17 protein-coding genes are annotated in these 14,903 nt (G+C 67.7%); 11 read left to right on the top strand and 6 right to left on the bottom strand.

Annotated features, from left to right (window positions below):
- Positions 1-34 precede the first annotated feature (34 nt).
- Positions 35-388 (top strand): DUF1428 domain-containing protein, encoded by a 354-nt coding sequence (locus tag C1707_RS25085; RefSeq protein WP_101713438.1) that lies wholly within the window; start codon positions 35-37, stop codon positions 386-388.
- 3 nt (positions 389-391) lie between these two features.
- Here C1707_RS25085 and C1707_RS25080 read toward each other — a convergent pair whose 3' ends face one another.
- Positions 392-1,189 (bottom strand): tetratricopeptide repeat protein, encoded by a 798-nt coding sequence (locus tag C1707_RS25080; protein WP_101713437.1) that lies wholly within the window; start codon positions 1,187-1,189, stop codon positions 392-394.
- A gap of 125 nt (positions 1,190-1,314) precedes the next feature.
- On the opposite strand from C1707_RS25080, the gene C1707_RS25075 reads away from it, so the two are divergent.
- A complete protein-coding gene (locus tag C1707_RS25075) occupies positions 1,315-1,716 on the top strand; it encodes a hypothetical protein (protein WP_101713436.1) in 402 nt (133 codons plus the stop codon).
- Positions 1,717-2,049: 333 nt separating this feature from the next.
- Here the strand turns inward: C1707_RS25075 and C1707_RS25070 are convergent, their stop codons facing one another.
- Both C1707_RS25070 and C1707_RS25065 read right to left on the bottom strand, forming a co-directional pair.
- Positions 2,050-2,658, bottom strand: coding sequence for a hypothetical protein (locus C1707_RS25070; RefSeq protein WP_145998391.1), 609 nt, complete (start codon positions 2,656-2,658; stop codon positions 2,050-2,052).
- A 141-nt stretch (positions 2,659-2,799) separates the two neighbouring features.
- Complete coding sequence (locus C1707_RS25065) at positions 2,800-3,159, bottom strand: hypothetical protein (RefSeq protein WP_101713434.1); 360 nt, start codon at positions 3,157-3,159, stop codon at positions 2,800-2,802.
- Between the two features lie 208 nt (positions 3,160-3,367).
- Between C1707_RS25065 and C1707_RS25060 the strand changes: the two genes are divergently transcribed.
- The 3 genes from C1707_RS25060 (at position 3,368) to C1707_RS25055 (ending at position 4,935) form a co-directional block, all read left to right on the top strand.
- Positions 3,368-4,273 (top strand): DUF2806 domain-containing protein, encoded by a 906-nt coding sequence (locus C1707_RS25060; RefSeq protein ID WP_101713433.1) that lies wholly within the window; start codon positions 3,368-3,370, stop codon positions 4,271-4,273.
- Positions 4,274-4,314: 41 nt separating this feature from the next.
- The gene (locus tag C1707_RS26390; protein WP_164467459.1) at positions 4,315-4,458 is read left to right on the top strand and encodes a hypothetical protein; all 144 of its coding nucleotides are present in this window, start codon (positions 4,315-4,317) and stop codon (positions 4,456-4,458) included.
- Between the two features lie 84 nt (positions 4,459-4,542).
- Complete coding sequence (locus C1707_RS25055) at positions 4,543-4,935, top strand: hypothetical protein (protein WP_101713432.1); 393 nt, start codon at positions 4,543-4,545, stop codon at positions 4,933-4,935.
- Positions 4,936-5,179: 244 nt separating this feature from the next.
- Here C1707_RS25055 and msrB read toward each other — a convergent pair whose 3' ends face one another.
- Entirely contained in the window at positions 5,180-5,659 is a 480-nt protein-coding gene (gene msrB / locus C1707_RS25050) for a peptide-methionine (R)-S-oxide reductase MsrB (RefSeq protein ID WP_101713431.1), read from the bottom strand.
- A gap of 65 nt (positions 5,660-5,724) precedes the next feature.
- On the opposite strand from msrB, the gene C1707_RS25045 reads away from it, so the two are divergent.
- A complete protein-coding gene (locus tag C1707_RS25045; protein ID WP_058349561.1) occupies positions 5,725-6,045 on the top strand; it encodes a heavy metal-binding domain-containing protein in 321 nt (106 codons plus the stop codon).
- Positions 6,045-6,623 (top strand): type 1 glutamine amidotransferase family protein, encoded by a 579-nt coding sequence (locus C1707_RS25040; RefSeq protein WP_101713430.1) that lies wholly within the window; start codon positions 6,045-6,047, stop codon positions 6,621-6,623. Before C1707_RS25045 ends, C1707_RS25040 begins: the two co-directional genes overlap by 1 nt.
- 110 nt (positions 6,624-6,733) lie before the next feature.
- Here C1707_RS25040 and C1707_RS25035 read toward each other — a convergent pair whose 3' ends face one another.
- Entirely contained in the window at positions 6,734-7,210 is a 477-nt protein-coding gene (locus C1707_RS25035) for a GlcG/HbpS family heme-binding protein (RefSeq protein ID WP_101713429.1), read from the bottom strand.
- On the bottom strand, positions 7,207-10,998 hold the full coding sequence (locus C1707_RS25030) for a LamG-like jellyroll fold domain-containing protein (protein ID WP_101713428.1): 3,792 nt from the start codon (positions 10,996-10,998) through the stop codon (positions 7,207-7,209). The genes C1707_RS25035 and C1707_RS25030 overlap by 4 nt, the downstream gene beginning before the upstream one ends.
- A 264-nt stretch (positions 10,999-11,262) precedes the next feature.
- Between C1707_RS25030 and C1707_RS25025 the strand changes: the two genes are divergently transcribed.
- The 4 genes from C1707_RS25025 to C1707_RS25010 all read left to right on the top strand — a co-directional run bounded on the left by C1707_RS25025 (position 11,263) and on the right by C1707_RS25010 (position 14,839).
- Positions 11,263-13,251, top strand: coding sequence for an acetyl-CoA carboxylase biotin carboxylase subunit (locus tag C1707_RS25025; RefSeq protein ID WP_101713427.1), 1,989 nt, complete (start codon positions 11,263-11,265; stop codon positions 13,249-13,251).
- A 45-nt stretch (positions 13,252-13,296) separates the two neighbouring features.
- Entirely contained in the window at positions 13,297-13,719 is a 423-nt protein-coding gene (locus tag C1707_RS25020; protein ID WP_101713426.1) for a DUF805 domain-containing protein, read from the top strand.
- Positions 13,720-13,795: 76 nt separating this feature from the next.
- Positions 13,796-14,323, top strand: coding sequence for a DUF805 domain-containing protein (locus C1707_RS25015; RefSeq protein WP_101713425.1), 528 nt, complete (start codon positions 13,796-13,798; stop codon positions 14,321-14,323).
- Positions 14,324-14,434: 111 nt separating this feature from the next.
- Positions 14,435-14,839, top strand: coding sequence for a DUF805 domain-containing protein (locus C1707_RS25010; protein WP_101713424.1), 405 nt, complete (start codon positions 14,435-14,437; stop codon positions 14,837-14,839).
- Positions 14,840-14,903: the final 64 nt, after the last annotated feature.

The following is a 14,903-nucleotide window of genomic DNA, read 5'->3' as shown; positions in this document are numbered from 1 at the left end:
CTAGGGGACCAACAAAGATCCAAGGGAGGATCCCATGACCTATGTCGACGGTTTCGTGGTCGCCGTGCCCAAGGCCAATGTCGAGCGCTACAAGGAGATGGCCACGCTGGCCGGCTCGATCTGGATGGAGCTGGGCGCGCTGTCCTATGTCGAGGCCCTGGCCGACGACGTGCCCTACGGCGAGCTGACCTCGTTCCCCCGCGCCGTCCAGCTGAAGGACGACGAGGTCACGGTGTTCTCGTGGATCACCTACGACAGCAAGGCCAAGCGCGACGAGGTGATGGCCAAGGTGATGGAGGACGAGCGCCTCAAGCCGTACATGAACGACATGCCCTTCGACGGAAAGCGCATGATCTTCGGCGGCTTCGAAACCATCGTCGAGCGCTGAGGCCTATTTGGGCTTCATGGCCTCCTCGCCGTTCATGATCTGCAGGCCCGTAGCCTGGGCTCCGGCGCGCAGCTGGGCGATGTAGCCCAGCTCGTGCTTGGCCCCGCCGTGGTTGGGCTCGATCTCCAGCGAGGCCTTGTAGTCCGCCTCGGCTTCGTCGAGGCGGCCCAGCTCTATGAGGGCGAAGCCCCGCGAGCGCAGCAGGCGGGCCTTGCCCTGCTGGTCGGAAGTGAGAAAGACGCCGGCCTTCTCGAAGGTGGCGTCGTACAGCGCCAGGGCGTCGGGAAAGCGCCGCTGGGCGGTCAGCACCATGCCCTTCTCGGTGACCAGCATCAGGTTGTCGGGCTGCAGGGCCAGGCCCTTGTCGAGCCAGGCGTTGGCCCGGTCGAAGTCGCGCGCCTCGACGGCGGCGGAGCCGAGCAGGAAGAGGGCCAGGCCGTAGGTGTTGAACTGCATGTCCACCCGCGCCGACTGGTCGGGGCGGGCCTTGCTGGCCGCGACGCCGGTGGACAGGCTGGCCAGCAGGCCCGGGCCGAGGCTGCCGCTGCGAACGACGAAGGCGCCGTCCTTCTCCTCGATCAGCGGATAGGCGGCGGGCGTGCGCGAGGCCACGTCCTCCAGTTGGGGGACCATCTTGCGGATCGTCTTCAGATCGTTGCTGCCCATGGCCTTCTGCACGATCGCCCGGTCCTTTTCGGCCCGCGCGTCGGCGGCCGAGGCGGCTTGCGGCGCGGGCGCGGCGTGGGCCAGCGGCGAGGCGACGGCGAGCAGCAGGGCGGCGAGCGGAACGACGATACGCATGGGCTTCCTCCGGTGAAGCTTCGAGCGTATGCTACGTATGTAATATTGCAAGCGCCGCGTGTCGCGCCGGCGTCGGCACGCCGAGGTAGGCGGAACGCTCCGCCGTCGCGCCGCATTCCCCGGTCATGCTCGAACTGATCCTGGATCTCTGCAACCTCGTCGGCGGCTTCCTGCTGGCGATCGGTCTCCTGGCCCTGCTGCCCCGCGCGGGCGACGACCTTGGGCGCTTCGCCGCGCGCCTGGCGCCGTTCGGGTGGATCGTCGGGATCGCGGCCCTGGTCTGCGGCGGCTACTTCCTGATCGTGCACCTGGTCTCGGGACCGCACGTCTTCCACTTCGAGATCGTCGGCCTGGCCGTCGGCGTGCTGCTGCTGTGGGACCGCCTGCGGGCGGGCGCGCTGGCGCGGCGCCTGGGCGCTGGCGGCGAGCTGCCGGCCAGCGGTTCGCAAGGCGCTGGACTGGTCTTGGCGATCTTCGGGATCATCGCCATGATCGTCGGGTTGCAGGGACTGCTGACGCCCGATTGACGCGTAACGACCGCTTATCCGTGGGTTCGATCTGGGAGCCGAATTTGCTCATCTGATCAAGGTGTCCCTGCTGAGATCAGCGAGGTTCGCCAAGGGCGCCGATCGGCCGACCGCCTGTGGCAAGTGGCGGTGTATCGCCTCCAGGGCCTGACCCAGAACATGGCCGCCAGCCGCTGGTGGTTCCAGCACAAGTTCATGGGCCGGCTGTAGGACCTGAAGGATTGCACGATGGCCGACCTGCTGGCCACCGCCGATGGCGAGGAGCGGCGTGGCGGCCAAGATCAGTGGTGGCGGGAGAGGGATGCGCTGCCGGGGCGGAGAATGATCCGCGCCTTAGCGGTTGGCGCTCGTCGCTCTTGGGGCGGAGACTATCTCGCCGCGGCTAGCAGGTTCCCTCACAAACAGAAGGACTTGGATCTCTTCCGTCAGTATGGTCGTGCCCATAGCCCGGTTCTCGGCTAGCGCCAGCACGTCGATGGAGGTGCTGTCAAAGTCGCGCTCCACGGCGTCGGCGAACGCATCCCGTAAATCCGCCGAGGGCGAAGTGGCGAAGGCGCGGACGTAGCCGGTGAGTTGAGTTTCCTCATCGCTCGTGAAGCCGATGACGGCTTTTCCGTTTGTAGGGTACTGGCAACCTATCGAGCGGGCAAGTTCAGCCACCTGTTCGGGCGTGGCCAGGCCTTTGCGGACCAGGTCAAGTAATTCGGACCTGTTCTTCTCAGTGCACGCCGAGGCTTCGAAGGCCAATGGCGGCAGCGTTGGCGGAGGGGCGCTAGTTGTTTCGGCCTTGCTACCTGAGAACATCGAACCGACATCGGCTCCGGTGGAGACGAACCAAAGCGCGCCGGTAATGAAAGCGCCGGCGATGCCGCTGGCGATCTTGGCTCTTGGTCCGAACGCTATCGTGTTGACCGCCGGACCGGATTTTGGTCTTCGCGCCATGATCGTCCCCCCTTGCTCACGCGCAGGTTGACTGGAGCAAGCTTTCTGACCGGCGGCAAGTCCTGTCAGGTCGAGCCGGCGAAGCTCATGCCCTCGCCGGCCCGGTGTATTTCACTAGGTCAGGGATTAAGCGCTGCCGGGTCAGCCGTAGATGAGCTCAAGGCGGCTGACGTCCACCGAGTAGCCGCCGCGAAGGCGCAGGTGGGTGCGGTTCTCGGGCTTGTGAGCGAAGCGGACGATGGAGGCGGGATTGATCATTAGGAAGCCGCTGTAGGCCTGCCCGCCCAGAGTGAACTGTCCGTTGGCCGCGATGAAGTTGCCATCGTCGATCGAGACGACCTCGTCGTCGAACTTGCCGGCCACACCGTGGTTCAAGCCGGTGTCGTCCCAGATCTGAACGCCGATGCCGCCTTCGAGCGGGTGCACGATCGCGATGGCCTCCCGGGCCAGGAAGTATTCCGATTTGTCGACCAGGTCGGAGAGAAGGATGGGGTCTTTCATAGGGTCTCCTTTGTTGAGGAAGCTCACGTGGGGCGTGAGCGCTCCGGTCGCAACGCGACGGCGAACACGATTGGGAGAGCGGGCCTGTCGGTATGACGCCGGCATCCGGCGCGAGTTCGACCAGACCTGGTGGTGGCCGCAAGTCGAGGCGCTGCCGGAAAGGTAGAGCTAGGGTATCTTCGTTCCCCGATAGCGAACGGGTGATTCGATGACTGACGTGACCGCGCTGGCTCAGATCGTAGGCGGATATGCGGCCACCATCGGTGGTATGGCGGTCGCGAAAGATGCCATTCAGCGAGTGATCGGCGTTGGCCTAGATTTCGCTTTGGCACCGTTCGAGGACGCTGCGCAGGGAATCAAGGACAAGCGGGCCGCCCGCACGGCTGTATCACAGGCTCGCGCCACTGCCGTGGCGAAGCAGTTGAACGAGGACCCGGCGCTCGTAGAGAGGGCAGCGGAAAGTCTGCTTCGCAAAGAGGTCAAGCGGCAGCGCAATCGCGAGGCTATTGCGGCCAAGGCGGCCGAGGAGATCCTTGCTGACCCGCCTAAGGGTGACGCCCCGGTCGACGAAGACTGGCTCGACCTGTTTTCTTCCTATGCCGAGCGAGCGACCAAGGATGAAGTGCAAGCCATGTGGGGGCGGATACTGGCGGGCGAAATCCGCAGCCCCGGGAATTTCTCTCGCGCGACACTCCGATTTTTGGCCGAAGTGGAAACCGATATCGCCGAGCTTTTCAATGTTTTTGTAAAGGAAACATTGTCGGGTTCCTGGCTCGGAAGGCCAGGCATGCGCTTCTCTGCACTCGATGAAGTGGGTCTGACGGTCTCGGATAAAAGTTACCGAATTGAACCTGATGCCCCAATTTGCTTCCAGGATAATGGTTGGGTGCTGGAGTTGTCGGCCGATATCAAGCTGTCCTGTCCGGTTTTATTGTTGAGCCGTCTCGGTACTCAATTGGCGAGCTTGATTGAAAAGCCGAGCGAGGAGCATCGCATTCGAGAAAACATAGAGCGTCTTCGTGCCGCTCTATCCGATGCGCAGAAGCCGCACCTGCATGCCGCCTGGGGGCGACAAATTAGCGAGGACCGGTTCAGAAAGGAGTTCTTCGCTTAAGTAGCGTTGCGCGCGCTCCCGCGCCTCCGATCCTGCGGGGCATGGGAACGCTCGCGCTCAATGACCGCCTGACCGAGACCGTCGTGGCCGCCGCCGGCCAGACGGATTTCGCCGTAGACTTTCCGCTGTTCCGCGACGACGCCGGCGCGCCGCTGGGGGGCTGGTGCGCCGCCGGATTTTCTTAATGCGGCGACGTTTCATTGATAACCGCCGCTTAAGGGCCAAGGCGCAGACTCCCGGGTCAGAACGATGCGGTCAGGGAGGCCGTCATGTCGTCTACCGTCACGTCCAGCACGCGTCGCTTCAGCGACCATTTCGAGCCGCAAGACATCGATCCTCAGGAACAGCGCCGCCTGCGCGGCCATCTGGAGCAGATCGACTACACCGCCTTTCTCTCCAATCGGGAAATCATGGCGCAGACCCTGGGACGGCTCGACGCGGGCCACTTCCAGAAGCTTGCCGTGACGACCGCCCAGGCGCGGGCCAAATGGGCCGCCGTGGCCCTGGCCATCGGACAGTCGGGCCGGGCGCCGGACGCGGCCGAGGTCGAGAAGCTGGCGGCCCTGCGTCTGGCCTACGACGAACTGTCGGCCGCCTACGAGGCGCTGAGGCGAATGGTCGAGCGCGGCTACGTCGCCTACGGACCGGCGGCGTCTTCCTAGAAGAACAGGTTCGCGTCGGGAGAAGGTTGGGGGGAAGGGGCCTCCTCCCGACGCGTCCGCCATGGATCGCCGCAACCCTGCCGGAGGTTGTGCGCGGGCGGTTCGGGCCGTCGCCTAGGGAGCGCCGTCCGAGCGAGTCGCCGCACCTGCGGCCTCAGATCGAATGTGCTCTTTATGGTTGTGCCCGGCAATCCATTTTTTCCACCGAGGGTCGAATTTCCCCGAAGGAAAGCTTTGCCGTGCGTCAGGGCAGGCGGTCGCCGCGGTGCAGCGGGTCGGGCAGGGGATCGCCCGCCTTCACGAACCGCAGCGACACCGAGTTGATGCAGTAGCGCAGGCGCGTCGGCGCCGGTCCGTCGGGGAAGACGTGGCCCTGGTGGCTGTCGCAGCGGGCGCAGCGGGTCTCGATGCGGACCATGCCGTAGGAGGTGTCGCGAATGGCCCTGACGTGGCCCTCGTCGAACGGGGCGTAGAAGCTGGGCCAGCCGGTGCCGCTCTCGAACTTGGTCTCGTGCTCGAACAGCGGCAGGCCGCACAGCCGGCAGCCGTAGACGCCGGGGCTCTTCTCGCCCAGCAGGCCGCCGCAGAACGGGGCCTCGGTGCCGTGATGCAGCAGGACGCGCGCCTCCTCGGCGGTGAGGTCGGCCTCCAGGCGCTCGCGTTCGGGCTCGGTGGGCGGGGTCAGGTCGAAACCTGTGGAAGAGAGGGTGGCGGCTTGGGTCATGCGTGCCAATCTAGGGGCTCGCATGGCTCGCCGGTAGGGCTGGCCGCATAAGGGACGGGAAGCGCATGATCACCTCGACCACTCCGTATGTCGCCGAGCGCGAGACCGTGGCTACTCTGGGCGTCGTCTCGGGCGAGGCGATCATCGGCGCGCACATCTTCCGCGACCTGTTCGCCGGCATCACCAACATCATCGGCGGCCGCGCCGGCGGCTACGAGAAGGCCCTGCGCGAGGCGCGCGACATCGCCCTGCAGGAAATGATCGACGAGGCCCGCCGCCAGGGCGCCGACGCCGTGGTGGGCGTGGATCTCGACTACGAGGCCCTCGGCGCCGACAACGGCATGCTGATGGTCACCGCCGCCGGCACCGCCGTGAAGCTGCGCTGATGACGATCGCCGTCGCCTTTCTCCAGCCCGGCTGGGCCGACTGGGAAGCTGGTCCCGTGCTGGCCAGCTTGCGTGAATATTTCGGCGTGCAGATCGAGATCGCCACGCCCACCGGCGATCCGGAAACCTCGATCGGCGGCGTCCTGGCCGCCGCCGACTACCGGTTCGACGACCCCGTGCTGTCCGACGCCGACGTCTACCTGCTGATCGGGTCCGAAGCCTGGCAGGGCTACGAGAACGACGCGGTGTTCGGCCTGCTGCGCCAGGCCCACGCCGACGGCAAGATCGTCGCCGGCATCTGCGGGGCGACCATCGCCCTGGCCAAGGCCGGCCTGCTGGCGGGCAAGGCCCACACCTCCAACGGCAAGGACTGGCTGGCCGAGCAGGCCCCCGGCTACGCCGGCGCCGAAGGCTATGTCGAAAGCCCCCGCGCGGTGGTCGACGGCAGGATCGTCACCGCCGCCGGCTCGGCCCCGGTCACCTTCTCCGCCGAGGTCACCCGCCTGGTCGCCCCGGAAGCCTCCGAGCGCCTCAATGGCTACGTGGCGATGTTCGCCCGGGAGTTCGGCGAGGGCTGAGGCCGTGCGTCACCCTCGTCCTTCGACAAGCTCAGGATGAGGGTGATGGATGCGACGGTTGATCTGAGTTCCTCACCCTGAGCCTGTCGAAGGGCGAGGAACTCACGCTGTCACTTCACCGCCGCAGCGCCCGCCCGGGCCAGGACGCCGTCCTGCTCGGGCGTGGCGCCGGCCACGCCCACCGCCCCGACGATCCTGCCGTCGACCATCAGGAGCTCGCCGCCCTCGATGGCCAGGGCGCCGTTCGAGATGGCGTTGAGGTTGCCGCCCTTGACCGCGTCCTGGAAAGCCTTGGTCGGGCGGCGATAGGCCGTGGCGGTCTCGGCCTTGCGGCGCGAGACCTCGGGGGCCGAGTACGAGGCCCCGTCCATCTTCCAGACGAGCACGGGCGCGCCGTTGGGCTCGACCACGGTGATGGTCACCGCGACGCCGGCCTTGGTCGCCTCCGCCTCGGCGGCCGCCGCCACGGCCTTGGCCTCCTTCAGCGTGACGTTGCGGCCGTAGGGCTCGGCCGCCATGGCGCTCGAGGGAAGGGCGCTCGAGCTCAGGGCCAGCAGGCCAGCGGCGATCATGAGGGTGCGGATCATGGCAGCTTCACCTCGTCGTTGAGGGCGGTGATCTGCGGCTGGTCGCTGACGATGCGCAGGCGCAGTTCCGACGGCTTGGCGCCGGCCGGGATCTTCAGGCGGGCGGTGTGGACCTTGGGCAGCAGGTCCTTCGGCGCGGCCAGGGCCGGCACGGGCGCGCTGGCCAGCACCTTGCCCGAGGCGTCGACCAGTTCCAGCTTCGCGGCCCTGGCGTCCTGGGCGCCCAGGCTGTGTATCCGCGCGGCGATCGTCGAGCCCTTCACCGTCACGTCGCCGCGGCCGATGCCGAGGTCGGCGCGTCGCGAGGGATCGTCGCCCGGCGTCGCCAGGGCCATGTCGACGATGCTGGTCCGGCCCGGCGGCAGCACGACGGTGACGGCCCTGGTGCGCTCGAACGCGACCTGCCGCGTCTCGCCCGCGCCGTCGATGGCGTCGTCGCCCGAAGCATCGATCCCTTGCGTGAGCGTCCACTGGCCCGGCGCGACGTTCCAGCCGGTCATGGTCGCCGTCACCGGCTTGTCCGACAGGTTGTAGGCCACGACCTTGAAGCCCTTGGCCCCGCCGTCCTTGACCAGGATCGCCACGTCCTCGCCCTTGACCGGATTTTGGGCCCCGTCCTCGAAGCGCCAGCTGACGATGTGGCCGGGGTTCATCTGGCCGCGCTTGTTGGCGATGCCGCCCAGGCGCGAGCGCTGCAGCACGTCCGACGGGATCTCCACCCGGTCCGACCACCAGTGGCCCTCGGTGTGCATGTACATGTGCTGGTCGGCCCACTGGATCTCGTCGGCATAGGCCTTTTCGAGCCAGGTCTTGTCGCCGGTCAGGCTCCAGGCGGCGAAGCGCTCCATGGCCCCGCCCTTGGCGGCCGACTTGACGATGGCGTCCTTGTTGGCCTCGCCGAGACCCAGCAGCGACAGGGCGTTGTCGTTGAGGTCGTTCAGCGACTTGATGCCGTTCTTGCCCATCCGCCACTGGATCGGGGCCAGGTACCTGGCGTCGCCGGTCCAGCGCCAGGCCTGCCAGAAGATCTGGAACGGCCCGCTGGCGCCCGAGCCCTGCAGCACCGTGCCGCCCCGCTCGGCGTCGGTGCGCCAGTTGATCTCGTTGGGATAGGAGCCGTCGGCCTTGGCGTGGGCCAGGTAGCCGTCGGCCAGGCCCAGCACGATGTCGCGCGCGGTCTGGTCGCCGTTGTAGTCGCCGATCAGGATCGCCGGATGCACCACGCCGAAGGAGTAGGGCTTCTGCCACTCCCAGGGGCCTTCGCGGTACGAGATCGAACCGCTGTACCAGTTGGTGTTGAAGTGGACGTGGCCGGCCGGGTTCCTGTCGATGATCCCCGGCAGGGCCTTCACCGTCGTGAACAGCCGCTCGACGGCCAGCGGGTCGCCGTAGTCGAGATACATCGCCTCGCTGTTGGAGTTGATGCCCTCCTCGTAGGCGTGCAGCTCGTCGGTGGCGATGGTCGACAGGCCATTGGTGAACATGCCGTTGCGGTAGACCGCGTCGGTCAGCAGGTTCAGCGAGGCGCGGATCTTGTCGGGATCGACGCCCATCAGGGCCACGCCCGGCCACTGCTGCAGAAGGTCGCTGTCGTCCGACAGGCCGCCGCCGAAGTCGCCGTAGGGAACCTGGCGCTCGTCGATCCACCAGTTGATGAACTTGGCCACCCGCTTGAGGTCTTCGGTCTGGCGGAAGGCCCACAGCGGCACGCCCGCCGGCGCTTCGGGCTGCTCGAAGGCCGGCCAGCCCTGGCTGCCATAGGTGATGTCGCCCCAGTACTCGCGGCCTTCCTTGTGGTCGGGATCCACGCGCAGCAGGTCGGTGATGTCGGCGTAGAGGCGGCGATAGAGGCCCTGGCGCTTGGAGGTGGTGTGCTCCTCCACCAGGAAGGCCCAGTTGTCCTTCACCTGGTTGAAGCGGTCGGCCACGTGCTCGGCCCTGGCCTCCTCGCGGGCCTTGAACACCAGCCGCACCTTGGCGCCGTCCAGGGCCTTGGGCCCGAACTCGGCGCTGTCGGCGGCGATGGTCAGGTACAGGCTGTCGGCCGTGAGGATCCGGTCGCGCAGGTCCAGCCACAGGGTGCGGGCCTGTCCGGCCTTCACCGACACCGACACGTCGATCATGTTGCGACCCGGCCAGATCGGGTCCTTGACCTGGATGTTCAGCGGGATCGTGGTTCCCGCCGCGCCGGGCAGGGCGGGGATGTCCAGCGCGATCCCGTCCAGGCCGTCGCGGGCGTTCTCCCAGCCATAGGCCCAGTTGCGGGCCAGCGGCTGGGCGGCGGGCGCGTCGCCGAAGCCCGACGGGATCATCACGTGGACGATCGGCAGGCCTTTGGCCGTGAGGTCGGCTGCCGGGCGCTTGCGCTGCGGGGCCGCGTCGGGAATGGCCACCACCGTGGCCCGCTCGCCGGCCGGGAAGCGCCCGGCGACGTAGGCGTTGAGGTCGGCCAGATTCAGATAGTCCGGCGCCACGTCGGCGCGGACCGTGTAGTTCATCTTGAAGACGCCCTCCGGCTCCTTGCCGGCGCTGACGTCATAGGCCCAGATCTCCTGGATCGGGGTTTCCTGGTCGGTGTTGGTGAAGGTCAGCACGCCGCCTTTCAGCGGCTGGGCCAGGGTGGTCACCGAGCGGTAGAGGCCCTTGGGGCGCACGCCGACCTTGACGGCTTTCTCCCCGGCTTTCGCGGCCCAGGTCAGGTCGCCATAGGCGGTCCCCTGGATCTCCAGGCGGCTGATCGGCTCGTCGGGCAAAGCCAGGGTCAGGGCCTTGCCGCCCTCCACATAGGTGTTCCAGTCCGGCAGGGGGAAATAGTCGTCGCGGCCTTCCAGGCGCGAGCGGTTGTAGACGCCGGGCCAGGTGGTCTCGGGGATGCCGTCGTTGGCCCGCCACATCCATTCCTTGATGTCCTTGGCGTCGGTGAACTCGACCTTGCGGATGCGGGTGGCCGGATCGGCCAGCAGGGGCGGGGCCTCGCCGGTCCAGCCGTGGCGCAGACGCCAGGCCGCGCGCGTCGCGGGATCGTCCAGCGTCGGGACCGGGGCGGCCTGCGCCGGCGCTTCGTTGCGGGCCAGGGCGGCGACGCCGCCAGCGTTCAGCGCACGGTCGTAGACGCGGATCTCGTCCAGGTCGCCGCCGCGCAGGAAGTTGTAGCGGCTCTGCACCTGGTGCGGCGCGATCACCCGGCCGGCGATGCCGAACTGGTCCAGGCCCGCGTCATAGACCCGCTTGGCCTCCTTCCTGGCCACGGCCTTGCCGTCGACGAACAGCTGCACGCCCGTCTGCTCGTCCCAGGTGAAGGCCAGGTGCGTCCAGGCGTCGGCGGCCGGCGGCTTGTCCAGCTTGAACGAGACGCGGGTGCGGGCCAGGCCGTTGTCGGTGACGAAGGCGTCGAAGCCGTGGCCGTTCCAGTCGATGCGCAGGAACGCCATGTCCCAGCTGGTGTGGTCGGCGTATCCGACGCGGAAGATCACGAACGGCGCGACGCCCACCGGGTAGCCCGAGCGCCAGAAGAACGAGAGGGTCCCCCGCTGGGCCTGGATGTTGCCCGGCGCGTTCCAGGCCAGGATCCCGTCGTCCTGCGCCGAGAGGGCCGGGCCGGCCTTGCCGGTCGGGACTGCCGCCACCTTGTCGGCGAAGTTGGGGATCGCGTCGCCGGCCGCGTAGTCGGCCTTCAGGCCCTGGTCGCCGGAGACGTGGAAGAGGAGAGCGGGTTCCGCCGCCGAGGCCGCGCCGGCGGCCGTGAGAACCGAAAAGGCCGAGGCCAGAAAAAGCGCCTGCTTCACCACGCGTCACTCCCTAGTCGTTCTTATTGGAAACCGGTGTCATGGTTCCTGCGACGCTTTTAGCGCGAGCGGCCCGCGTTGCAAACCGGCCTTGGCCTGATACGCCTTGCGGGGTGGGTGCGCCGAGCGAGATGCTCCCCCCTCTGGGGGAGCTGGCGCGAAGCGACTAAGGGGCCAGCGCCGCGCCTCCCCCCTCCGGCCCTCCGGGCCACCTCCCCCAGAGGGGGAGGATCTAGAAAGACAAGACCAACCGTCCGAGGGCCGCCGATGTTCGACAAGATCCTGATCGCCAACCGGGGCGAGATCGCGGTGCGGGTGATCAAGACGTGCCGTCGGTTGGGGATCGCCACGGTGGTGGTCTATTCGGACGCCGACGCCGACAGCCTGGCGGTGGAGATGGCCGACGAGGCGGTGCACATCGGGGCCTCGCCGGCCGCCCAGAGCTATCTGGTCGCCGACAGGATCATCGCCGCCTGCAAGCAGACGGGCGCCCAGGCGGTGCATCCGGGCTTCGGCTTCCTGTCCGAGAAGGCCGAGTTCGCCCAGAGGTGCGCCGACGAAGGCATCGTCTTCATCGGCCCCAACCCCGGCGCGATCAGCGCCATGGGCGACAAGATCGAGAGCAAGAAGTTCGCCGCCGCGGCGGGCGTCTCCTGCGTGCCCGGCCATATCGGCGAGATCGCCGACGTCGCCGAGGCGCTGAAGGTGTCGCAGACCATCGGCTATCCGGTGATGATCAAGGCCAGCGCCGGCGGCGGCGGCAAGGGCATCCGCGTGGCCTGGAACGCCAAGGACGTCGAGGAAGGCTTCCCGGCCGTGCGGGCCGAGGCGGCCGGCGCGTTCGGCGACGACCGGATCTTCATCGAGAAGTTCATCGAGAGCCCGCGCCACATCGAGATCCAGGTGCTGGGCGACAGGCACGGCCACGTCGTCCACCTGTTCGAGCGCGAATGCTCGATCCAGCGGCGCAACCAGAAGGTCATCGAGGAGGCGCCCAGCCCGCTGCTGGACGAAGAGACCCGCGCGGCCATGGGGGCCCAGGCCGTGGCCCTGGCCAAGGCGGTGAACTATGACTCAGCCGGCACGGTGGAGTTCGTCGCCGGCCAGGACAAGAGCTTCTACTTCCTGGAGATGAACACCCGCCTGCAGGTCGAGCATCCGGTCACCGAGCTGATCACCGGCCTTGATCTGGTCGAGCAGATGATCCGCTCGGCGGCGGGCGAGCCGCTGGCGTTCAGGCAGGACGATCTGGCCATCAACGGCTGGGCGGTGGAGAGCCGGATCTACGCCGAGGACCCCTATCGCAAGTTCCTGCCCAGCATCGGCCGGCTGGTGCGCTACGCCCCGCCCGCCGAGGGCCAGAAGGACGGCTACGTCGTGCGCAACGACGCCGGCGTGCGCGAGGGCGACGAGATCTCGATGTACTACGACCCGATGATCTCCAAGCTCTGCACCTGGGCCCCGACCCGGGGCGAGGCGGTGGGCGGCATGGCCCGGGCGCTGGAGGACTTCCACATCGAGGGGCCGGGCCACAACGTGCCGTTCCTGGCCGCGGTGATGGACCAGGCGCGCTTCGCCTCCGGCCAGCTGGCCACCAGCTACATCAAGGACGAGTTCCCCGACGGCTTTTCCGGAACCCAGCCCACCGCCTTCCAGGCCGACCTGCTGACCGCCGTCGGCTGCGCCATGCAGCGAGTGCAGGGGCAGCGAGTGCAGGGCCAGCGCCTGGGAAGCCTCCGCGCCGACTGGACCGTGGTGATCGGCCACGACAAGCGCCGGGTGCGCCTCTCTGGCGACGGCCAGGCCCTGACGATCGAGCTGCTCGACGAGGGCCGCACGCTGCACCTCTCCGACATCGCCTGGCGGCCGGGCCTGCCCACCTTCCGGGGCGTGCTGGACGGAACGGCCTTCACCGCCGAGGTCGCTCCCGCGCCCGAGGGCTTCACGATCCGCCACCGCGCCGCCAGGGCCCGGGTCCTGGTGCTGACCGCCCGCAGCGCCGAGCTGCACGACAAGCTGCCGGCCAAGGCCCCGGCCGACACCTCCAAGCTGGTGCTCTCGCCGATGCCGGGCCTGGTGGTCTCGATGGACGTCGCCGTCGGCCAGCAGGTCCGCGAAGGCGAGGTGGTCTGCGTGCTCGAGGCCATGAAGATGCAGAACATCCTGCGCGCCGAGCGCGACGCCGTCGTCAAAACCGTCAACGCCAAGCCCGGCGACCCCGTCGCCGCCGACCAGGTGCTCGTGGAGTTCGAATGACGCTTGTGTTTAGGTCTGCGGCTAAATCAATCGGGGGATGATTCCGTGGACTTGAAACACAAGCTGTTCGGCTTTTCGGGACGGATCCGGCGGCTCGACTATTGGCTGCTGAGCATCGGGACCAACATCTGCATCGGCCTCGTCGACACCCTGCAGACCCTGGCGCTCAACGGCTGGGACCTCAACGCCCTGGAGAGCGGCGAAAATCTCGTCAGCGGCGGAATCTCGGTGGTGTTCAGCCTTCTGAACCTGTGGATCACCATCTGCCTGATGCTCAAGCGCTGCCACGACCGCGACAAGGGCGGCGGCTGGGTCGCGTTCTTCCTGCTGGTGCCGATCGTCGGCTGGCTCTGGGGCTTCGTCGAGCTGGGCTTCCTGGACGGCACCCAGGGCCGCAACCGTTTCGGCGCTTCGCCGAAGGGCATCGGCGGCAGCGACGAGGAAGACCTGGCCAAGGTCTTCGCCTGAGCAAGGCCCGGTATCGGCGGCGCGGCGAGCAACCTTGGGTTTGTGAAACGCCGCGCCGCGTGATCTAAGCTTGGCCATGGCCAAGAAGCGCACGCATTTTCTGATCGAAGGACTGTTCGGGTTCGAGGGCCGAATGCGGCGCTCGGAATTCTGGCTGATGAGCATCGGCGTCGGCGTGATCAAGTTCGTGCTGGCCCTGGTGATCTCGGGCGCCATGGGATTGGCCATGACCGATCCGCGCGGAAACAACGTGCGCATCGTGCTCGATCTGCTGTTCTTCTGGCCCGCGCTGGCTTTCGCCGTGAAGCGCGGCCACGATCGCAACCGCTCGACGGCCTATTCGATCGCGCTGACGGTGATCATGGCCGCCCTGGGCTTCCTGATGATCGCCCTGGCGGCCCCGGTGACGGCGGCGGGCGTCGACGCCGACGCGGGCGCCCTGGGCGCGCTGGCCCTCGTCTGGCTGATCTACGTGGCTCTGCTGATCTACTGGTTCGTCGACTACGGCTGCCTGGACGGCACCAAGGGCCGCAACCGGTTCGGCGCATCGCCCAAGGGCCTGAAGGGCCCCGGCGACAACGACGTGTCCGAAGCCTTCGCGTGACGTCGCTGGCCTGGACCGGCGAGGTTTTCGCCTGAGGGTGTGGCTCGGCGGCGACTTCCGCTGACGCTCGCCTGCGCCTAGGTTCCGGCGAGAAGAGTCGCGGAGCCTTGGATGAACGGTCGGATCGATTGGGCGGAGCTGTTCCTGTCCTCAACGGGCAGGCTGGCGCGCGCGCCGTTCCTGATCGCCTCGGCCGTGCTGATCGGCGTGGCGGTGCTGTACGAGGCCATCGCCGGCGACGTGCTGCGGCTGCTGACCGGCTGGCTGGTCTATTCGGCCCTATTCTACAGCGGCGCCTGCGTGCTTTCGAAGCGCCTGCACGACCGCGGCCGCTCGGGCTGGTGGGCGGCGCTGGTGCTGGTGGCCCTGGTGGCCGTCTGGCCGACCCCGCAGCACTTCCTCGACTTCGTGTTCGCCCTGGTGATCGTCTGGGCGATCGTCGAGCTGGGCGTGATGGGCGGCGAGCAGGGGGCCAACCGCTACGGCCAACCGCCCTTGAAGGCTCCGGCGATCTGAAAACGTCTTGCGTCCTTCGAGGCCCGCTGCGCGGGCGCCTCAGGATGAGGATATCGGTGCAATA

Origin of the sequence: Caulobacter flavus, from assembly GCF_003722335.1 — a bacterium.
GTDB lineage: Bacteria > Pseudomonadota > Alphaproteobacteria > Caulobacterales > Caulobacteraceae > Caulobacter > Caulobacter flavus.
Note: the sequence above shows the minus strand (reverse complement) of the source record. Positions and strands in the feature narration are given on the sequence as shown.